Source organism: Streptomyces sp. NBC_00223 (assembly GCF_036199905.1).
In the GTDB taxonomy this organism is placed as follows: Bacteria; Actinomycetota; Actinomycetes; order Streptomycetales; family Streptomycetaceae; genus Actinacidiphila.
Genome location: NZ_CP108109.1, coordinates 7,216,950 through 7,236,706 on the forward strand (window position 1 = coordinate 7,216,950; position 19,757 = coordinate 7,236,706).

Sequence of the window (19,757 nt, forward strand, 5' to 3'; positions counted from 1 at the left end):
TGCTGGTCACGTCATCGTGACGACGGGGCGGCGGGCGGACTGTCCGGAGTGTGGCGGTGGTGGCCCGGGTGACCGGGCCACCACACGCGGTCGCCCAGATCCAGGGTGATCGCCGAGACCAGCACCGACCGTACGACGAAGGTGTCGAGCAGCACGCCGAAGGCGACCGCGAAGCCGATCTCCGCGAAGCCGACCACCGGCAGCGTGCCGAGCACCGCGAAGGTGCCCGCCAGGACCAGGCCCGCCGAGGTGATCACGCCACCGGTCGCGGCCAGACCCGTACGCACGCCCTCCCGCGTGCCCAGCCGGGCGCTCTCCTCGCGGATGCGGGTCATCAGGAAGATGTTGTAGTCGATGCCGAGCGCGACCAAAAAGACGAAGACGTACAGCGGGAAGGCCGTGTCCTCGCCCGCGAAGTCCAGCACGTAGCGGAAGGCCAGCGCGCTCACCCCCAGCGCGGCGGCGAACGACAGCACCACGGTGCCGATCAGCACCAGCGGCGCGACCAGGGACCGCAGCAGCAGCCCGAGGATCACCAGGACGACCACCAGGATCAGCGGGATCAGCAGCTTGTCGTCCCGGCTGGACGCACGGGTGGTGTCCAGCTGCACGGCCGTGTTGCCGCCGACCTTGGCGTCGGCGCCCGGCAGGCGGTGCAGGGTGGCGCGGGCCCGGTCCACGGTCTGCTGGGCGGCCGCGCTGTCCGGGGACTCGGTGAGCGTGGCCTCCAGATAGACCTGGCCGTCCTTCCGCGGGGCCACGCCCTTGGGGGTGCCGATCGACGCGGGCACCACGCCCTTGAGCGTGGCGAGCGAGGACTTCACCTCGCCGGCCGCGTCCGCGCGGGCGATCACCACCAGCGGCTGGCCCGCGCCCGCCGGGAAGTACCGCTGCTGCACGTCCTGGCCGACCACCGAGTCGGGCTTGCCGGTGAAGCCCTGCGCGCTGGACAGACCGTCGGCGTTGAGCGCGAACATGCCGAAGCCGAGCGCGCCGAGCACCAGCACGGTGGTCACCCACACGGCCCGCGGCCGCCGGCTGACCCGGGCGCCCATCCGCGCCCACACGCCCGTACTGGTCGGCTCGGCCGAGCCGGTGTGCGGGATCACCGGCCAGAACACCCAGCGCCCGAAGATCACCAGCAGCGCGGGGAACAGGGTCACCATCGCGAGCAGGGCGACGGCGACGCCGACCGCGGCGACCGGGCCGAGGCCGGAGGTGGAGTTCATCTCGGCGGCCAGCAGGCAGAGCATGCTCAGCACCACCGTGGCCGCGCTGGCGATGATCGCGGGCCCGGCGCGGTGCAGCGCGAGCGCCATGGCCTCGTGCCGGTCCTCGTGGCGGCGCAGCTCCTCGCGGTAGCGGGCCACCAGCAGCAGCGCGTAGTCCGTACCGGCGCCGAAGACCAGGACGGTGAGGATGCCGGCGCTCTGCGCGTTGACCACCAGGCCCCCGTGTCTGGCCAGCAGATAGACCACGGCCTCGGCGCTGAACAGCGCGCCGACCACCGAGAGCACCGGCAGCAGGAGCAGGCTGAGGCTGCGGTAGGTGATCAGCAGGATGACGACGACCACGGCGAGCGCCGCGAACAGCAGGGTGCCGTCGATGCCCTCGAACGCCTTGTTCTGGTCCGCGGCGAAGCCGCCGGGCCCGGTGACGTGCGTCTGGAGGCCGGGATCGCCCCTGGCGGCCAGGGTCCTGATCCCGTCCACCGCGTCGGTCAGCGAGGTCCAGCCGCTCTCCTGGGTCCGGATCGGCACGATCAGCAGCGCGGCCCGCGGCGCGTGCGTACGGTCCAGCTGCGGGCCGACGGTCTGGCTGCCGATCACGCCGTGCGCGGTCGTCGCCCGCAGGGCGGCGGCGTCCCGGTGGATCTTCGTCAGATCGGTCCCGGTCAGACCGCTGGGCCGGGTGTAGACCACCACGGCGGGCGCGGTCTCCGGCAGGAACTTCTTCTGCAGGTCGAGGACCTTGGTCGACTCGGCCTGAGCGGGCAGCCAGGCGGCCGCGTCGTTCTTCTCCGCGTCGGTGAGCTTGCGCGCCAGCGGCGACACCACGAGCAGCACGATCACCCACACGGCCAGAACGGCCCACTTGCTCCGCCGTCCGCACACCAGGTGCGCCACACGTCCAGCCGCGCCCGTCATGAACAGGTCCCCCAGGTTCGTCTCGGGTCCCCCTCGCACCCTCCGTCGCCGTGCCCGGAGAGCGGTCGGCTATCAGCATCGCATCGGCGTTCGCGTTTCGCCCGGCGGATTCAGGGGGACACGCCGGGCGTGTCGGGGGCGTATCGGGGGCGGGCCCGGTTCGCGGGGTCGTCGGAGCGAGTTGTCCACAGGCCGCGGCGGCGGCCCGGGTCGAGTTGTCCACAGGCGGGCGTCCGGCTGTCGCCCGGATCTGGTTTCCTGTGCTCATGACCGCGCAGATCAACCCCAGCATCCTGTCCGCCGACTTCGCCCGCCTCGCCGACGAGGCACGGGCGGTCGAGGGAGCCGACTGGCTCCATGTCGACGTGATGGACAACCACTTCGTGCCGAACCTCACGCTGGGCATACCGGTCGTCGAGTCGCTGCGGAAGGCGACGGACATCCCGCTCGACTGTCATCTGATGATCGAGCAGCCCGACCGCTGGGCGCCCGCGTACGTGGAGGCCGGGGCCGGTTCGGTGACCTTCCACGTCGAGGCCGCGGCCGCGCCCGTCCGGCTGGCCCGGGAGATCCGGGCGAAGGGGGCCAGGGCGTCGATGGCGCTGCGCCCCGCCACGCCGATCGAGCCGTACGAGGATCTGCTGCCCGAGCTGGACATGCTGCTGATCATGACGGTGGAGCCGGGCTTCGGCGGGCAGGCGTTCCTCGACATCATGCTCCCCAAGATCCGCCGCACCCGGTCCCTGATCGACAAGCACGGCCTGGAGATGTGGCTCCAGGTCGACGGCGGGGTCTCCGCCGAGACCATCGAACGCTGCGCGGAGGCGGGCGCCGACGTGTTCGTGGCCGGATCGGCGGTCTACGGGGCGGACGACCCGGCGGCCGCGGTGCGTGCGCTGCGTGACCAGGCGGTCCCGTTCTGCTCCCACTGACGCCGTCCGGGGGCGGCCGGACCGGTACGGGGGCCGTGCGGGAGGCGTACGGCGGTGGTACGGCGGCTGTCGGGTGGTGCGAGTACGCGCCCGTAACCCCGGACGTCTGGGAGGATGTGACGGAGCGGAACAGATGGGCGACTGGAGAGAAGCAACGTGAGCACAGGCCGCACACATGTGCGCATGGGCCCCGGCGAGATGGTCCAGGCCGCGGCGATGGCGCGTCGCTTCTACCTGGAGGGCAAGTCCAAGATCCAGATCGCCGAGGAGTTCGGGGTCAGCCGGTTCAAGGTGGCCCGGGTCCTGGAGACCGCTCTCGAACGTGATCTGGTGAGGATCGAGATCCGGGTCCCCGCCGAGCTGGACGCCGAGCGTTCCGACGCCCTGCGCGCGCACTACGGGCTGCGGCACGCCGTCGTGGTCGAGACCCCGCCCGACCAGGCCGACGCCCCTGACCCGGAGAACCTGGGCGCGGTCGCCGCCGATCTGCTGGGCGAGCTGGTCAGTGACGGTGACGTGCTCGGCCTGGCCTGGGGCCGCTCGATCATCACCATGGCCAACGCGCTGGACCACCTCGCGCCCTGCACGGTCGTCCAGCTCACCGGGGTCTACGACGTCGGCACCGCCGAGCGCGGCTCGGTGGAGGCGGTCCGCACCGCCGCCGCGATCTCCGGCGGCCAGGCGCACCCGCTGTACGCGCCGATGGTGCTCGCCGACCCGGCCACCGCGGCCGCGCTGCGTGCCCAGAGCCAGATCGCCGCCGCGATGGGCTACTTCGACAAGGTGACGGTCGCGGTGGTCTCCGTCGGCTCCTGGGAGGCCGGGGTCTCCACCGTCCACGACGCCCTGACCGACGCCGAGCGCGAGCACTACGCGAGCCTGGGCGTGGCCGCCGAGATGTCCTCGCACCTGTTCGACGCGCAGGGCCGCCGGGTCGGCCGTGACCTGGGCGAACGCTGCATCACCATAGAGGCGGACCGGCTGCGCCGGATCCCCGAGGTGCTGGCCATCGCGGGCGGGAAGCGCAAGGCCGCCGCCATCGACGCGGTGCTGCGCTCCGGGCTGGTGACCAGCCTGGTCACCGACACCGCGGCCGCCGACCGGCTGCTGGAGTCCACCGGCCCGGCCCCGCGCCCGGCGCTGGACCGGGCGGACCCCGACGGCGGCTGACGGCCCGGGGCACCCGGGCTGACCTCGTGAGGCCGCTCCCGGGGCGGGCCCGAGGTCGGCGTGTCCGGGAGCCGCCGGAGGCGGATCCTGCCCGGCGCGCCTTCGGGGCGACCCGCCATCCGGGCGCGCTGCCACCGGCTCGATGATCATGTGTGGCAGCATCGGCGCCATGCTCGTGCTCGATCTGACCGGCGTCGGCGACCGGCAGGGGTTCATGGACAGGGCCGCCGCCGACCTGCGCCTTCCCGACTGGTTCGGGCGGAACTGGGACGCGCTCGCGGACTGCCTCACGGACCTGTCCTGGTGGCCCGTCGAGCCCGGCGGGCGGCGGCTGCACGTACGCGGCTGGCAGTCGTTCGCCGCCGCGCTGCCCCGCGAGTGGCGGATCGTGAAGGACATCCTGCGCGACGCCGAGATCTTCTGGCGGCACACCGACAGCGAACTGACCGTGGTCCTGGAGGAAGGCACGAACCCGGATCCGGAAGTCCAGGAGGTTCGCCCGTAGGCAGCGGGGCTTTCCCATGCAAATATGAAGTACGTGCGTTTCCTTAATGGTGCAGACCCCGGGTACGACCTGACCTACGACGACGTCTTCATGGTGCCGAGCCGCAGCGCGGTCGGTTCCCGCCAGGGCGTGGACCTGCGGTCCCCCGACGGGACGGGCACGACGATCCCGCTGGTGGTGGCCAATATGACCGCCATCGCGGGCCGCCGGATGGCCGAGACCGTCGCCCGCCGCGGCGGCCTGGTGGTCATCCCGCAGGACATCCCGATCGACGTGGTCACCGAGGTGATCGGCTGGGTCAAGCAGCGCCACCTGGTGCTCGACACCCCGATCACGCTGTCGCCCGCCCAGACCGTCGCCGACGCCCTGTCCCTGCTGCCCAAGCGGGCGCACGGCGCGGGCGTGGTGATCGAGGACGGGCGCCCGGTCGGCGTCGTCACCGAGTCCGACCTGACCGGCGTGGACCGCTTCACCCAGCTGTCCGAGGTGATGAGCAGGGACCTGCTGCTGCTCGACGCCGACATCGACCCGCGCGACGCCTTCAACCGCCTGGAGGACGCGCACCGCAAGCTCGCCCCCGCGGTGGACGCCGACGGCAGGCTGGCCGGCATCCTCACCCGGACCGGCGCCCTGCGGGCCACGCTCTACGAACCCGCCGTGGACGCGCACGGGCGGCTGCGGATCGCCGCCGCCGTGGGCATCAACGGCGACGTGGCGGGCAAGGCCAAGCTGCTGCTCGACGCGGGTGTGGACACCCTCGTCGTGGACACCGCCCACGGCCACCAGGAGTCGATGCTCTCGGCCGTGGCCGCCGTCCGCGCGCTGGACCCCCGGGTGCCGGTCGCCGCGGGCAACGTGGTCTCCGCCGGCGGTGTGCGCGACCTGATCGAGGCCGGGGCCGACATCGTCAAGGTCGGCGTCGGGCCCGGCGCGATGTGCACCACCCGGATGATGACCGGCGTCGGGCGTCCGCAGTTCTCCGCGGTCCTGGAGTGCGCCGCCGAGGCGCGCAGGCACGGCAAGCACGTCTGGGCCGACGGCGGGGTGCGGCACCCGCGCGATGTGGCCATGGCGCTCGCCGCCGGGGCGTCCAATGTGATGGTCGGCTCGTGGTTCGCCGGTACGCACGAGTCGCCCGGCGACCTCCAGCAGTCCGCGGACGGGCGGCTGTACAAGGAGTCGTTCGGCATGGCCTCGGCCCGCGCGGTGCGCAACCGTACGAGCGAGGAGTCGGCGTACGACCGGGCCCGCAAGGCGCTGTTCGAGGAGGGCATCTCCACCTCGCGGATGTTCCTCGACCCGGCCAGGCCCGGCGTGGAGGACCTGATCGACTCGGTGATCGCCGGGGTGCGCAGCTCCTGCACCTACGCGGGCGCCGGCTCGCTCGCGGAGTTCGCCGAGCGGGCGGTCGTCGGCGTCCAGAGCGCGGCCGGATACGCCGAGGGCCAGCCGCTGCACGCGAGCTGGCAGTAGCCGTACGAGGTCCCCGGCGGGAGGCGCCGCGACGCGCCCCCGCCGGTTCCTCGCGCGCGCTCGTACCGGAACGGCGTGCGCGGAGGTGCGAGACTCCGGCTGTGCCGCTCAATGAACTCGACGAACGTATCGTCCACGCCCTCGCCGTCGACGCCCGCCGCTCCTACGCCGACATCGGCGCCGAGGTGGGGCTGTCCGCGCCCGCCGTCAAGCGCCGGGTCGACCGGCTGCTGGCCGCGGGCGCGATCACCGGTTTCACCGTACGGGTCGACCCGGCCGCGCTCGGCTGGCACACCGAGGCGCTGGTGGAGCTGTACTGCCGGCACAACACCTCGCCCTCGGACATCCGGCGCGGGCTGTCCCGTTACCCGGAGGTGGCCTCCGCCTCCACGGTCACCGGCGAGGCGGACGCGGTGGTCCAGGTCTTCGCCTCCGACGTACGGCACTTCGAACGCGTGCTGGAGCGGATCGCGGGCGAGCCCTTCGTGACGCGCACGAAGTCCGTGCTGGTGCTGTCGCCCCTGCTGCGCCGTTACGGGGCCGGCGTCCCGGACTGAGCCGCGCGCCGGGCGGCCTGCTCCGGCCTGCTTACGAAATGTCGCGATTGAAGATGATTGAGATGTTTTGGCACCTCCGCTGAGGTAACGCGGTGAGTGAGGCCCTAACGGCCACGGCAGCACGAGGAGGCGACATGATCACGCGCGAGCAGATACCCCAAGTCGTGGGTAATCCGGTCCACGACGCTCAGGGGAAGAAGATCGGCGATGCCAAGCACATGTACCTGGACGACGCCACCGGCGACCCGGAATGGGTGACGGTAAAGACCGGCTTCTTCGGCAACAACGAGACCTTCGTGCCGACGCGTGCCGCTCGCCTCGTTCAGGACCATCTGGAGGTCCCGTACGAGAAGGACCAGGTCAAGGGCGCGCCGAACGTCGACGTGGACTCGGGCGGGCATCTGTCCGCCGAGGAGGAGCGGCATCTGTACCGCTACTACGGACTGGAGTCCAAGGGCGCGCCGATGTCGGCGCCGGGGACCGGCGAGAAGGCCGGCGAGGCCGGAACCGCAGCGGGGGCCGCGGGCGCGGCCGGGGCGGCGGGAGCCGCCGGGCGCCAGTCGCGTACGCCGGAAGCCGCGAGCAGGACCGGGCCGACGTCCGACACGGGCAAGGCAGCGGGACTGTCCGGCAGTGAGGCCGGAGTCGGTACGGGGTCGGCCGGATACGCGGCCGGACGTACGGGAGCGGCCGAGCGCCTCGGGCCCGACGCCCTGAGCACCGAGGACGACGCGATGACGCGCTCCGAGGAGGAACTGCACGTCAAGGTCCAGAGTCAGGAGACCGGGCGGGCACGGCTGCGCAAGTTCGTGGACGTCGAGGAGGCCGAGGAGACCGTGCCGATCCGGCACGAGGAGATCCGGCTGGAGCGCGAGCCCATCACCGAGAAGAACCGGGACGCGGCGCGCAGCGGGCCGGAGATCAGCGAGGCCGAGTACACGGTCACGCTCCACGAGGACAAGCCCGTCATCGAGACGGAGGTCGTCCCGAAGGAGCGGGTGCGGATGCGGATCGAGGAGCACACGGAGGAGAGGACAGTTCACGGGCGTGTCCGCAAGGAGAGGATCGAGGCGGACACGACGGAGGAGAGCGGCGGCAAGGGCGGGGCCGAGGGGGAGCCTGGGCGGGGGCGCGACCAGCGATTCCGCTGACTCCCCACGCCTCCAGGGCGCCCGCCCCCACAAGGGGCCGGGCGCCCTCCCCTGCGCCCGCCCCCTCGACGGGGCCCTTTCCGCCGCGCGCGAGCGGTTGCCGCTGACGCGGCGGGGTGGGGGCGGCCCCTTTTCCGCCGCGGCGGGGCTTTTCGCTGGGCGCGGGCCGTTTGCCGCTGGCGCGGCGGGGCGCGGGGTCCGACGGCTGGGCCCCTTTTCTGCCGCGGCGGCGGGACGCGGGGTGGGCGTGTTCGGCGGTGTGGTGCTGGGCCTTGTGGGCGGGGGTTGTTCGGCACCGCCGGTCCGCGCCGCGGGGGTTTTCGCCGTTGCGGCGGGAAGAATTTGCCCTTCGGGCAGGGGTCGGTTTTCGGTGGGGGCGAGTCCGGCCAGCCCTTTTCGCTGGGCGCGGGCCGTTTGCCGCTGGCGCGGCGGGATGTGGGGTCCGACGGCTGGGTCCCTTTTCCGCTGCGGCGGCGGGGTGCGGGGTGGGCGTGTTCGGCGGTGTGGTGCTGGGCCTTGTGGGCGGGGGTTGTTCGGCACCGCCGGTCCGCGCCGCGGGGGTTCCCGCCGTTGCGGCGGGAAGAATTTGCCCTTCGGGCGGGGGTCGGTTTTCGGTGGGGGGCGAGTCCGGCCAGGCCCTTTTCGCTGGGCGCGGGCCGTTTTGCCGCTGGCGCGGCGGGGTGTGGGGCCCGAGGGCTGGGCCCCTTTTCCGCTGACGCCCCTTTTCCGCCGCGGCGGCGGGGTGCGGGGTGGGCGTGTTCGGCGGTGTCGGCACCGCCGGTCCGCGCCGCAGGGGTTTTCGCCGTTGCGGCGGAAAGAAACTGCCCGTCGGGCCGGGGGCTCGGTATTCGGCGGGCCCGGCGCCCGACAGGCTCCCGCCGCTGTGGCGGGGAGGATTGCCCTCCTCGGGCGCGAGGTCGGTTGTGGCGGGGCGGGCCCCGACGGGCTGTCGCCGTTGCGGCGGGCAAGGTTCGCCCCCTCGGGCGGGGCCCGGACGTGGCGGAGGTCGGCGCAATGGATCGCTGCATTCCGCAGGAAAGACGCAACGAATCGCACCGGGAGGCGCAATGTTCGCGTCTTGTCGGTCACCGCAGGTGGGCCGTAGCGTCGAAGGGTCCCCCCGAGACCCCGCTGACCAGGCGAAAGAGGCCGCATGCCCCCGTTGCGCACCGCGCTGCTGCAAGGCCCCTGCGGCATGCCCGCCGACGTCGGGGAAAGCCTGCGCGTCCTGGACGACGCGGCCGCCGACGCCGCGCGCCGCGGCGCCCGCCTGCTGATCACCAGCGAACTCTTCCTGACCGGCTACGCCCTCGGCGCCACCGCCGGAACCCGCGCGGAACCCGCCGACGGCCCCTCCTGCCACCGCGTCGCCGAAATCGCCGCCCGGCACCGTATCGCCGTCGTGCACGGCTACCCCGAGCGCGACGGGGACGCCGTACACAACGCCGTACGCCTCACCGGCCCCGACGGCTCCGCGCTGGCCGACTACCGCAAGACCCACCTGTTCGGCGACTGGGAGCGGGCCGCCTTCACCCCGGGCGGGCAGCCCGTCGTACAGGCCGAACTGGACGGCGTCCGGATCGGCCTGCTCGTCTGCTACGACGTCGAATTCCCCGAGGCCGTCCGCGCGCACGCGCTGGCCGGCACCGAACTGCTCGCCGTACCCACCGCGCTGATGCGGCCGTACGAATTCGTCGCGCACACCCTCGTCCCGGCCCGCGCCTACGAGAACGGTCTGCACATCGCGTACGTCAACCGCTGCGGCCCGGAGGGCGAGGAGCACTTCGCCGGGCTGAGCTGCCTCGCGGGACCCGACGGCGCCGTACGGGCCCGCGCGGGCACCGGCCCCGAACTGCTCGTCGCCGACGCAAACCCCGAGGTGCTGCGCGCGGCCCGCGCCGAGACCCCGTATCTGGCCGACCGCCGCCCCGAGCTGTACGGCTCGCTCAGCCGCACCCCCACCGCCCCCAGGAGAACCGCCCCATGACGTCCGTGCCCACCGCCGTCCACGACGAGCAGCACGCCGAGGCACAGGCACAGCCGCCGATCACCATGGTCGGCCCCGACTTCCCGTACCCCTACGACGACTTCCTCGCCCACCCCGCGGGCCTCGGCTCGGTGCCGGCGACCGAGCACGGCACCGAGGTCGCCGTCATCGGCGGCGGGCTCTCCGGGATCGTCACGGCGTACGAGCTGATGAAGATGGGCCTGCGGCCGGTCGTCTACGAGGCCGACCGGATCGGCGGCCGGCTGCGTACCGTCACCTTCGACGGCTGCGACCCCGGCCTGACCGCCGAGATGGGCGCGATGCGCTTCCCGCCGTCGTCCACGGCCTTCCAGCACTACGTGGACCTGGTCGGGCTGACCACCCGGCCGTTCCCCAACCCGCTGGCGCCCTGCACCCCGTCCACCGTCGTGGACCTCAAGGGCGAGACGCACTACGCCACCCGCGTGGAGGACCTGCCCGAGGTCTACCACCAGGTGATGCACGCCTGGAACGCCTGCCTGGAGGACGGCGCCGACTTCTCGGCGATGCAGCACGCCCTGCGGACCAGGGACGTTCCGGCGATCCGGGCGATCTGGTCCACGCTCGTCGACAAGCTCGACAACCAGACCTTCTACGGCTTCCTCTGCGACTCCCCGTCCTTCAAGTCCTTCCGGCACCGGGAGATCTTCGGCCAGGTCGGCTTCGGCACCGGCGGCTGGGACACCGACTTCCCCAACTCCATCCTGGAGATCCTGCGGGTCGTCTACACCGGCGCGGACGACGACCACCGCGGCATCGTCGGCGGCAGCCAGCAGCTCCCGCTGCGGCTGTGGGAACGCGCGCCCGACAAGGCCGTGCACTGGCCAGAAGGGACCTCGCTGCGCTCCCTGCACGGCGGCGAGCCCCGCCCGGCCGTCACCGGGCTGCACCGCACGGCGGGCAACCGGATCACCGTCACCGACGCCTCCGGCGACATCCGCACGTACCGGGCCGCGGTCTTCACCGCGCAGAGCTGGATGCTGCTGTCCAAGATCTCCTGCGACGACTCGCTCTTCCCGATCGACCACTGGACGGCCATCGAACGCACCCACTACATGGAGTCCAGCAAGCTCTTCGTACCGGTCGACCGGCCGTTCTGGCTCGACAAGGACCCGCGCACCGGCCGGGACGTGATGTCGATGACGCTCACCGACCGGATGACCCGCGGCACGTATCTGCTCGACGACGGGCCCGACCGCCCGGCCGCGATCTGCCTGTCGTACACCTGGTGCGACGACAGCAGCAAGTGGCTGCCGCTGAGCGCGCGCGAGCGGATGGAGGTCATGCTCAAGTCGCTCGGCGAGATCTACCCGGGCGTGGACATCAGAAAGCACATCATCGGCAACCCGGTGACCGTCTCGTGGGAGGACGAGCCCTACTTCATGGGCGCGTTCAAGGCGAACCTGCCGGGGCACTACCGCTACCAGCGGCGGCTGTTCACCCACTTCGTGCAGGAGACGCTGCCCGCCGACAAGCGCGGGATCTTCCTGGCGGGCGACGACATCTCGTGGACGGCGGGCTGGGCCGAGGGCGCGGTGCAGACCGCGCTCAACGCGGTGTGGGGCGTGATGCACCACCTCGGCGGGACGACCGACCCGCTCAACCCCGGCCCCGGCGACGTCTACGACGAGATCGCGCCCGTGCTGCTGCCCGAGGACTGAGCCGCCCGCGGGCCCGCGATCGGGGTACGCGGGCCGAGCGGTGTGAGCAGAAAGCGGCCGACCAGGCCGACGGCCTCGTCCAGACCGGTCGCGCACTCGCCGTACGCCTCCGGGGTGCCGCGCAGCGTCCACAGCAGGCGGGCCGCGGCCCACGCGGCGCCCCTGGCCCGCGCCAGGCTCCACGCGCCGATCAGATGGGTCAGCGGCTCGGCGCTCTCCAGCAGGTCAGGGCCGGGCATCAGCTCCTCTCGGACCCGTACCTCGATCGAGGTCAGCACCTCGCCGACACGGTCGAAGTCGCCCTCCAGCGCGGCCGGTGCACGCCCGGTGGCCCGGCAGGTCTCCACGACGGCGAGGGCGAGGTCATGGCCGACATGGGCGTTGATCCCGGCCAGGGCGTACTGGATCGGGCGGATGCCCGGGTGCTCGCGCATCCGCAGCAGCGGCCGCCAGCAGGCCGGCGGGCGGCGGCCGGCGGCGTCGTCCTCGACGGCGGCGAGATAGCGGCCGGCGAACCGTACGGCCAGCTCGGCGGCCGCGGGGGTGTCGGCGAACCTGCCGTCCGCCAGCCGCCGCCGTACCTCCTCGGTGACCGAGAGATAGACCCGGTTGAAGACGGCCACACCGTCGGCGCGGGGGAGGACCGAGTCGAGCGCGCGCATACGGGTCAGGACGGCGGCGACGTCCGTGGGGGCGGGGCGGCGTGCGGTGGTCATACGGCCAGCGTCCGCGCGGGCAGGGCCGTGGACGGGCGGCGCGCCGCGGCCGGGGGCCGCGTTCCCGCGCCTGGCGGCGTCGGAGGTATGGGGGCGCGGGCGGTGAGAGCGCTCTCACAAAGAGGTCCGGCGGGCCCGCCCAAGGGGAGAGGGGCCCGCCGGACGCGGGACGGCCGGTCGAAGCGGACGTCCGGTCAGGGAACCGTCAGCCGGAGGGGACGGTCAGTTGAAGGGGTCGAGGATCAGCGACGCCTGCTGCGGGCTGCCGTCGTGGACGAGCGACTCGTGGTGGCCGACGTCGTCGAAGGCGAAGGCGTACGCGTTGCCGTCCGCCATCTGCGCGTGGATGTAACGGGCGTACTGGTTGGTCACCGCGTCCTGGTAGAAGTTCGCCGAGGTCGCGTCCGGCTGGTTGGGGTTGACCAGCAGCGTGGAGCGGTTGTAGCCCGCGCACAGGGTGCGCGAGATCGGGCCGCGGACCAGGTCGTTGGGCGCGTCCAGCAGCTTGTAGCAGCCGAAGACGCTGTCGGCGTCGGGCTTCTGGAAGCTGGTGACCACCGCTCCCGAGGAGTCGGTGAAGTTCATGACGTTGCCCGAGACCCGGCCGAAGTACTTGATGTTCGACTGGTCCGAGAACGGCGTCACGGTCAGTGTCGCGCCCGCGTACTTCTGCCACACCCGGTTGATGTAGTCGTCCATGACGCCGCTGGACAGCGCCCCGGCCTCGACGCCGTGCCCCGGCGCGAGCGCGCGCAGCACCGAACCGTCGGAGGCGGTCTGGATCAGCCCGCCCCAGCCGCCGGACTGGCCGCGCAGCGCGTTGAGGACGGCGTTGTAGCCGCCCGGCTTGAGATGCCCGGTGACCTGGCTCGCGCCCGTGGCGGACTTCACCCCGACCGCGTACGGCGCCGAGAACATGTCCACCTGCGTGCTGTTGAGCCACAGACCGCTGTCGTTGAGCGTGTACTCCGACCAGTTGAACAGGATGTTGTGGTTCGGGTCGGACGGGTTCTGCACCGCGGGCTGCACCAGGCCGCCGGTGGTCAGCTTGAAGACCAGCTTCTGGCCGTAGGAGAAGTACACCCGGCCGGAGAACTTGGGGATGTTGATGGTCAGCGACTGCCCGTTGGCGGGGCCGGCGATCGAGGCGTCCGGGGCATTGGTCGGCGGGTTGCCGCCGGCCGGCCAGGCGTGGAAGGTGCCCGCGGCGTCCGCCCAGCCCTGCTGGCCGCTCGACAGCTGGGTGCCGAGGTCGTAGAGGTAGACGCTGCCGGCGCGGCCGGAGTTGTTGGTGATCGTCAGCGGGATGGTCCCGGGCACCGGCTGGGTGCCGCCGCCCCCGGTCGTGCCGCCGGTTGTGGTACTGCCTGTGGTCGTACCGCCGGTCGTACTGCCGGTCGTGCCGCCGCTGCCCTGGGTGTACGTGAACTGCGGGGTGTCGTACTGCGGGCCGTTCTTCTCGTAGGTGAACCAGTAGGTGAGAACGGTGCCGGTGGAAAGGGAGTTGACGGTCTGGGTCCAGGTGCCGCCGTTGTTGGTCATGCGGAAGTTCTGCTGGCCCGCGCCGCCGACCAGGTAGTGGACGTCGACGTAGGCCGCGGCCGTGGTGGGTCTGAAGTCGATCCGGGCCTGGCTCGTGCTCGTCGCCGTGACGCTCTGGGTGTAGTCGGACGCGTCGGCCGAGGCGGAGCCCGCGACCGAGGTGAGGCCGAAGAGACCGGCGAGCACCAGGACGGCGGCGGACAGCAGCGCGGTGACGCCGCGGCGCCGGCGCGGCCGGGACGGGGTACAGCGCGGAAGTGGGGTTCTGCGCATGGGGGACTGGTTCCCTTCTCTGGTTGTTCACACAACTCGTTCGCCCAACGAAAGGGAGGTGCTGGTCCGGGCCGAGCGCGCCGACACGTCATGGTCGAGGACCGGGGCTTCCACTCTGCCGGAGCCTTCGAATCATCGATGTGAGAGCGCTCTCAAGCGCTGGATCGAGATGGAGTCTCAACGTTTGGCGGGGCCACGTCAAGAAGGTGGACGTGATCCACATCGGGGGCGGGTCGGGGTGTGCCTGTGTGGCGCATTTGCGCCCGGTGTTCGCGGCCTGGCGCGGCGGGCGGCAGGTGACCGCTCTTGCGGGTGAACCGCACGCCACCGGTCCGTGGTTCGCCCGGCCGCGGGCGGGCCGCGCGGTCGCCCCGCGGCGCTGTGACGTCGGGCGCGTCCCTCGGCCCGCGGCCTGCGGACGGGGGTCGGACCGCGAGGTGCCGCTCAACGCCGGCGGCTGATCGTCGCCTTGCCGTCGGCCTCGGGGTCAGGACGTGCCGACGGTTGCAATTGCTCCCCGCGGTCGGGCTCCGGGATCTTTCCGCGGCGGGGCCTTGTGCCGGTTTGACCTGCCCAACTGCCCCTGGCCGTAAGGGAGATGACGGCGCGCCTGTGCCATGGCGTATTCGCGCGGCACCATTTCTCCCTTTACGGTCCCAACCCCGTGTGGAGCGACGCTAACGTTAAGACACGGTCCGGCGGGCTCGATTCCCCCGTGCGCGCCCGCCGGACCCCCGCCTCCCGTGGCGTGACAACACCGCCCGGGAGCGCGCCCCTCCTCCGAACCGACAGCGGATCGTACGGTCGGGCCGCGGATCATACGGCCGGGGCCTCCGCGTCAACCGTGAGGGTCAACCGGCCGGTCCCGCAAGGGTGTTACTCGACGTTCGCGGCCGGGACGCCGGCCGGGGCGGGGGGGCCCACGACCTGCTTGCCGGCCGGGGGACGGACAACTCCCGCGCCCAGCACCAGACCCAGCGTCAGCAGGGTCACCAGCGCGAAGGACACCGTCAGCGAACTCGCCCCCGCGATACCGCCGATGGCGGCCGGCGCGACCAGGCCCGAGGTGTACGTGACGGTTGCGACGCCCGCGATGGCCTGGCTCGGCACAGGACCGCGCCGCCCGGCGGCCGCGAAGCAGAGCGGGACCACCACGGATATGCCCACGCCGATCAGGGCGAACCCGATGATGGCGGGCGCCGGGGTGCGGGAGACCACCACGAGGACACCACCGAGCGTGGAGATCACCCCGCCGGTCCGCAGCGTGGTCACCGCGCCGAGCCGCCGTACCGCCATGTCGCCCAGCAGCCGGGCGGTGGCCATCGTGCAGGAGAAGGCCGTGTAGGCGAGCGCGGCCACGCCCGGCGAGGCGTTGGCGACGTCCCGCAGATAGACCGCGCACCAGTCCGCGCTGCCGCCCTCCGCGAATACCCCGCAGAAGCCGATCGCGCCGATCACCAGCGCGGCCTTGGGCGGCAGCGCGAACCGCGGCGGCGCGTCCTCGTCCGCCGAGGGCCGGATGTCCGGCGCCCCCGCGCACACGAAGAGGGCGACGACCACCAGTACCGCGGACACCGCCCCCAGGTGGATACGGCCGTCCAGACCGGCGTGCGCGGCCGGGACGCCGACCGCCGCGCCCAGCAGGGTGCCGACGCTCCACATGCCGTGCAGCCCGGACATGATCGACTTGCCCTTGCGCTCCTCGACGGCCACCCCGAGTGCGTTCATCACCACGTCCGCCATGCCGGCCGTCGCGCCGAAGGCGAGCAGCGCCAGGCAGAGCCACGGCAGCCCGGGCGCCAGCGCGGGCAGCACGAGTACCGAGCACCACAGGCCGAGCAGCAGCCGCAGCGCGGCCCGCGAGCCCATCCGGTGCATCAGCCGTCCGGCCAGCGGCATCGTCAGCGACGAGCCGATCGCCGGGCAGACCAGGGCGAGCCCGAGCAGGGCCGGGGTCAGGCCGACGTGGTCCTTGATCCAGGGGATCCTGGTGGCGAAGGTGCCGCTCACCGCGCCGTGGATGGCGAAGGTGGTGGCAATGACCATATGGGCCCTGCGGACCTTGGCAGGGGACCAGTCGGTGGCGGCGTTCGTCATGCGCGGTAAACTATCAGGAAGCCTGCCTGATGGTTAAGAGCATTTACCGGGTCACCGAGGAAGGCGGCCCGGCCGCCGGGGCCGGCCGGCCCGGTCTGGAAGGATCGCCCGTATGACCGTCACCCGCTCCCGGCCCGGGCGCAACGCGTCGCCGCGCACCGCCCGCGCCATCAACGACCGGCTCGCCCTGCGCCTGCTCCAGGAGGAAGGCCCGCTCACCGCCGGGCAGTTGAAGGTACTGACCGGCATGTCCCGGCCGAGCGTGGCCGACCTGGTCGAACGCCTCCAGGACTCCGGGCTGATCGAGGTCGTCGGCGAATCCGGCGAGGCCAGACGCGGGCCGAACGCGCGGGTGTACGGGATCGTCGCCGACCGGGCGTACGTCGCCGGGTTCGACGTCCGCATCGAGAGCATCGGCGTCGAGATCGCCGACCTGCTCGGGCGTACGGTCGCGCGCGCCGAAGTGGCCGTCGAGGAGGGGGCCGACCCGGCGCGGATCGTGGAGAGCGGCATCCGGCTGCTGCGCGGCGCCGCGCGCGAGGCCGGGGCCGACGAGCTGCACACCGTCGCCTTCGGCGCTCCCGGGCTCATCGACCCCGTCACCGGGCGGCTCAGCCCCCCCGGGCCGCTGCCCGCGTGGCACGGCGACCTGGTGGACGAGGTGCGCAAGCGGCTCGGCGTGCCGGTGCTGCTGGAGAACGAGGTCAACCTCGCGGCCGTCGCCGAGCAGCGGGCGGGCACGGACGCGGGCGCGGACGGGGAGGGCGACTTCGTCCTGCTGTGGATCGGCGGCGGGGTCGGCGCGGCGATCGTGCTGGACGGGCGGCTGCGGCGGGGGGTCGGGGGCGGCGCGGGCGAGGTTGGCTTCCTGCCGATCTCGGACTCCGGGCGGCTGCCGACCGCGACGGACTGCGACAACGGCTACCACGGGCTCGTCGGCAGCCGGGCGGTGTGCGCGCTGGCCCGGTCGTACGGGATCGCCACCGGGCCGGTCGAGGACGCGGGGGCCGCGGCGGCGGCCGTACGGGACGCTCTCGCCGCTGGGGAGGAGGGTTTTTCGTTCCTCGACGAGCTGGCGGCGCGGATCGCGGTGGGGGCGGCGGCGATCTGCGCGGTGCTGGACCCTGGACGGGTGGTCCTGGCGGGGGAAGTGGGGCAGGCGGGTGGGGCGGTGCTGGCGGGGTTGGTGGCCGCGAGGTTGGCGCGGCTGACGCCGATCGGGGCGGTGGTCGAGGTGGCGAGGGTGGAGGCCGCGCCGATTTTGCGGGGGGCGGTCATTGTTGCGGTGGGGGCGGCGCAGGACGAGTTGTTCGCTCCTGCGGGGTAGGGGGGTTCGGGGGCGCGCTGTTCGCTTCCGCGAGGTGGGGTTCGTGGGCGCGCGCCCACGCGGCGGGTTCGCCCCCTGCGGGGGCTGTGCGGGGGCCTACTCGCGAGCCATCTCGCGCTGCGCGGCGACTGTGTGGGGGTGCGGCGCCGCTGGCGGCCGGCCCTGCGGGGCCGCGCCTTCGGCGCGGTTGTTGCTCCCACCCGCACCACCCGTGCGGGTGGGTGCGCCTCTGACGGTCTTCTTGTGGGGGTGCCCCGCCGTCGGCGGCTGATGGTCCTCTTGCGCGGGAGGGCTCCGCCGTTGGCGGTCGGCCGTGCGTTGCGCGGCGCGCTTCCTTCGTGGGGGTGTCCCGCCGTCGGCGGGTGAGGGTCTTCTTGCGCCGCGGTGCCTTGCCGTCCACGGGTGTCGGGCATGGGCGGTGGCCGCCCTTTTTCCGCCGCGACGGCGGGACGCGGGGGCGGGCCCCGTGGGTGGGGGTTGTTCGGGCACCGCCGGTCCGCGCCGCAGGGCTTCTCGCCGTTGCGGCGGGAAGAGTTCGCCTTTCGGGCGCGGCCGAGGGGGCTCCAGCCGCCCTCGGCGTGGCCCTCGGCGGCCGGCAGGTGCGCGGCCGCCGTCGTCCTGCGCGGAAGCGCGGCACCTTGGCCGGCCGGCCGGCGCTCCACTCGCCGGGCCGGGGGTTGTCGGGGGTGCGCGCTGCAAGCGGGGTGTATGCGTGTGCATGGAGTGTGAGTCAGGACACAGATATTCACTGGTTCGGGAGATCCCTCCCGTGGCAGACTTGTTCCCGTACCAGAGACGTTTGCGCACTCCGGGGTCGGTGCAATTCCGAACCGGCGGTTACAGTCCGCGACCCGTCCGCAGCCAGCGGGCGGTTGACCAGGTGAAATTCCTGGACCGACGGTTAAAGTCCGGATGGGAGGCAGTGCGCGGCGGGCGTTCACTCGGGTACGCCGCCGTAAGGCGGGCCCACGCGCGAGCGGGGACCGCCCCGCGTCCCGGCGTTCCTGTACGGACGGAAACCCCGCTCTGCATCCCGACGCCCCGGAGTCCGTGCCCCTATGAGGCAGGAGGACCCGGTGGCCACCGTCACGGAATCCGACGCGATGCGTCGCGCCGTCGCGCTGTCCGCTCGCGCGCTCGGCGCCACCGCCCCCAACCCCGTCGTGGGCTGCGTGATCCTCGACGCGTCCGGCGCGGTCGCGGGCGAGGGCTGGCACCGCCGGGCCGGCGGCCCGCACGCCGAGGTGCACGCGCTCTTCGACGCAGGGGAGCGGGCCCGCGGCGGCACCGCCCTGGTCACCCTCGAACCCTGCAACCACACCGGCCGTACCGGCCCCTGCGCCCAGGCGCTGATCGAGTCCGGGATCGCCCGGGTCGTCTACGCCGTCGCCGACCCGCACCGGGCCGCGTCCGGCGGCGGCGCCACCCTGCGCGCCGCGGGCGTGTCGGTCGAGAGCGGTCTGCTCGCCGCCGAGGCCGAGGCGGTCAACGTCGCCTGGCTCACCTCGATGCGCCTCGGCCGCCCGTATGTGCGCTGGAAGTACGCCGCCACGCTCGACGGCCGGATCGCCGCCGCCGACGGCACCAGCCGCTGGATCAGCTCGCCCGAGTCCCGCGCCGACGTGCACCGGCTGCGCGCCGAGGCCGACGCGGTGGTCGTCGGCTCCGGCACCCTGCGCGCGGACGACCCGCACCTGGCCGTACGCGGCATCGACGGCGTCACCCAGCCGCTGCGGGTCGTGGTCGACACCCGGGCCCGGATCACCGCCGACGCACGTGTGCTGGACGACGCGGCGCCGACCCTCATCGCGGTCGGCGAGGACGCCTCCACCGCGCATCTGCCGGGCGTCGACGTCGTCCGCCTGCCGTACGGGAAGGCCGGCGAGCACGGCCGGGGGGTCGACGTACCGGCCCTGCTCACCGAGCTGTTCGGCCGCGGGGTGCGCTCGGTGCTGCTCGAAGGCGGGCCGACGCTCGCCGGGGCGTTCCTCGCCGCCGGGGTCGTGGACGCCGTCACCGCCTATCTCGCTCCCGCCCTGCTCGGCGCCGGCCCCGCGGCCCTCGCCGACGCGGGCATCAGCACCATCGCGCACGCGTCGCGGCTCGACGTGACCGACGTCGCCCGCATCGGGCCCGACCTGCGCGTCACCGCCGTTCCCACCGCCCGTCAGGAGAGCTGA

Annotated in this window: 13 protein-coding genes, 2 pseudogenes and 1 riboswitch; of the genes and pseudogenes, 10 read left to right on the plus strand and 5 right to left on the minus strand. The window is 73.1% G+C overall.

Annotated features, from left to right (window positions below; genetic code table 11):
- Positions 1 to 11: 11 nt before the first annotated feature.
- Positions 12 to 2,147, minus strand: coding sequence for an MMPL family transporter (locus OHA30_RS30865; RefSeq protein WP_328917154.1), 2,136 nt, complete (start codon positions 2,145 to 2,147; stop codon positions 12 to 14).
- Positions 2,148 to 2,413: 266 nt separating this feature from the next.
- On the opposite strand from OHA30_RS30865, the gene rpe reads away from it, so the two are divergent.
- The 8 genes from rpe to OHA30_RS30905 all read left to right on the plus strand — a co-directional run bounded on the left by rpe (position 2,414) and on the right by OHA30_RS30905 (position 11,622).
- Positions 2,414 to 3,079: a ribulose-phosphate 3-epimerase gene (rpe, locus tag OHA30_RS30870; RefSeq protein ID WP_328917155.1), complete on the plus strand. Its 666-nt coding sequence runs from the start codon at positions 2,414 to 2,416 to the stop codon at positions 3,077 to 3,079.
- 183 nt (positions 3,080 to 3,262) lie between these two features.
- Positions 3,263 to 4,249, plus strand: a complete 987-nt coding sequence (locus tag OHA30_RS30875) for a sugar-binding transcriptional regulator (protein WP_328918063.1) — start codon at positions 3,263 to 3,265, stop codon at positions 4,247 to 4,249.
- A gap of 169 nt (positions 4,250 to 4,418) precedes the next feature.
- The gene (locus tag OHA30_RS30880; RefSeq protein ID WP_328917156.1) at positions 4,419 to 4,754 is read left to right on the plus strand and encodes a barstar family protein; all 336 of its coding nucleotides are present in this window, start codon (positions 4,419 to 4,421) and stop codon (positions 4,752 to 4,754) included.
- 24 nt (positions 4,755 to 4,778) lie between these two features.
- Positions 4,779 to 6,227 carry a GuaB1 family IMP dehydrogenase-related protein gene (locus tag OHA30_RS30885; RefSeq protein WP_328917157.1) on the plus strand — a complete coding sequence of 483 codons (1,449 nt, stop codon included), beginning with the start codon at positions 4,779 to 4,781 and terminating at the stop codon, positions 6,225 to 6,227.
- 101 nt (positions 6,228 to 6,328) lie between these two features.
- Positions 6,329 to 6,784: an Lrp/AsnC family transcriptional regulator gene (locus tag OHA30_RS30890; RefSeq protein WP_328917158.1), complete on the plus strand. Its 456-nt coding sequence runs from the start codon at positions 6,329 to 6,331 to the stop codon at positions 6,782 to 6,784.
- Positions 6,785 to 6,918: 134 nt separating this feature from the next.
- Complete coding sequence (locus tag OHA30_RS30895) at positions 6,919 to 7,935, plus strand: PRC and DUF2382 domain-containing protein (protein WP_328917159.1); 1,017 nt, start codon at positions 6,919 to 6,921, stop codon at positions 7,933 to 7,935.
- Between the two features lie 1,153 nt (positions 7,936 to 9,088).
- Entirely contained in the window at positions 9,089 to 9,922 is an 834-nt protein-coding gene (locus OHA30_RS30900; protein WP_328917160.1) for a carbon-nitrogen hydrolase family protein, read from the plus strand.
- Positions 9,919 to 11,622 (plus strand): flavin monoamine oxidase family protein, encoded by a 1,704-nt coding sequence (locus OHA30_RS30905; protein ID WP_328917161.1) that lies wholly within the window; start codon positions 9,919 to 9,921, stop codon positions 11,620 to 11,622. The genes OHA30_RS30900 and OHA30_RS30905 overlap by 4 nt, the downstream gene beginning before the upstream one ends.
- Here OHA30_RS30905 and OHA30_RS30910 read toward each other — a convergent pair.
- From OHA30_RS30910 to OHA30_RS30920, 4 genes and pseudogenes are all read right to left on the minus strand, one after another.
- Positions 11,583 to 12,338 (minus strand): DUF5995 family protein, encoded by a 756-nt coding sequence (locus OHA30_RS30910; protein ID WP_328917162.1) that lies wholly within the window; start codon positions 12,336 to 12,338, stop codon positions 11,583 to 11,585. The two genes, OHA30_RS30905 and OHA30_RS30910, sit on opposite strands and share 40 nt — an antisense overlap.
- Before the next feature lie 222 nt (positions 12,339 to 12,560).
- A pseudogene (locus OHA30_RS30915) lies at positions 12,561 to 13,658 on the minus strand (glycoside hydrolase family 64 protein); the annotation flags it as partial.
- A gap of 126 nt (positions 13,659 to 13,784) precedes the next feature.
- Positions 13,785 to 14,153, minus strand: a pseudogene (locus OHA30_RS34115) (hypothetical protein); the annotation flags it as partial.
- 876 nt (positions 14,154 to 15,029) lie between these two features.
- Positions 15,030 to 16,250 (minus strand): MFS transporter, encoded by a 1,221-nt coding sequence (locus OHA30_RS30920; RefSeq protein WP_328917163.1) that lies wholly within the window; start codon positions 16,248 to 16,250, stop codon positions 15,030 to 15,032.
- A 112-nt stretch (positions 16,251 to 16,362) separates the two neighbouring features.
- Here OHA30_RS30920 and OHA30_RS30925 point away from each other — a divergent pair, with 112 nt between their 5' ends.
- The gene (locus OHA30_RS30925) at positions 16,363 to 17,577 is read left to right on the plus strand and encodes an ROK family transcriptional regulator (RefSeq protein ID WP_328917164.1); all 1,215 of its coding nucleotides are present in this window, start codon (positions 16,363 to 16,365) and stop codon (positions 17,575 to 17,577) included.
- A gap of 799 nt (positions 17,578 to 18,376) precedes the next feature.
- A riboswitch (FMN riboswitch) is annotated at positions 18,377 to 18,507 on the plus strand.
- A gap of 173 nt (positions 18,508 to 18,680) precedes the next feature.
- Positions 18,681 to 19,757: a bifunctional diaminohydroxyphosphoribosylaminopyrimidine deaminase/5-amino-6-(5-phosphoribosylamino)uracil reductase RibD gene (gene ribD / locus OHA30_RS30930; protein ID WP_405786027.1), complete on the plus strand. Its 1,077-nt coding sequence runs from the start codon at positions 18,681 to 18,683 to the stop codon at positions 19,755 to 19,757.

Coding starts and splice junctions, on each gene's coding strand:
- OHA30_RS30865 (WP_328917154.1), bottom strand. CDS start 2,147: ATGACGGGCGCGGCTGGACGTGTGGCGCACCTGGTGTGCGGACGGCGG.
- rpe (WP_328917155.1), top strand. CDS start 2,414: ATGACCGCGCAGATCAACCCCAGCATCCTGTCCGCCGACTTCGCCCGC.
- OHA30_RS30875 (WP_328918063.1), top strand. CDS start 3,263: ATGGGCCCCGGCGAGATGGTCCAGGCCGCGGCGATGGCGCGTCGCTTC.
- OHA30_RS30880 (WP_328917156.1), top strand. CDS start 4,419: ATGCTCGTGCTCGATCTGACCGGCGTCGGCGACCGGCAGGGGTTCATG.
- OHA30_RS30885 (WP_328917157.1), top strand. CDS start 4,779: ATGAAGTACGTGCGTTTCCTTAATGGTGCAGACCCCGGGTACGACCTG.
- OHA30_RS30895 (WP_328917159.1), top strand. CDS start 6,919: ATGATCACGCGCGAGCAGATACCCCAAGTCGTGGGTAATCCGGTCCAC.
- OHA30_RS30900 (WP_328917160.1), top strand. CDS start 9,089: ATGCCCCCGTTGCGCACCGCGCTGCTGCAAGGCCCCTGCGGCATGCCC.
- OHA30_RS30905 (WP_328917161.1), top strand. CDS start 9,919: ATGACGTCCGTGCCCACCGCCGTCCACGACGAGCAGCACGCCGAGGCA.
- OHA30_RS30910 (WP_328917162.1), bottom strand. CDS start 12,338: ATGACCACCGCACGCCGCCCCGCCCCCACGGACGTCGCCGCCGTCCTG.
- OHA30_RS30920 (WP_328917163.1), bottom strand. CDS start 16,250: ATGACGAACGCCGCCACCGACTGGTCCCCTGCCAAGGTCCGCAGGGCC.
- OHA30_RS30925 (WP_328917164.1), top strand. CDS start 16,363: ATGACCGTCACCCGCTCCCGGCCCGGGCGCAACGCGTCGCCGCGCACC.
- ribD (WP_405786027.1), top strand. CDS start 18,681: ATGCGTCGCGCCGTCGCGCTGTCCGCTCGCGCGCTCGGCGCCACCGCC.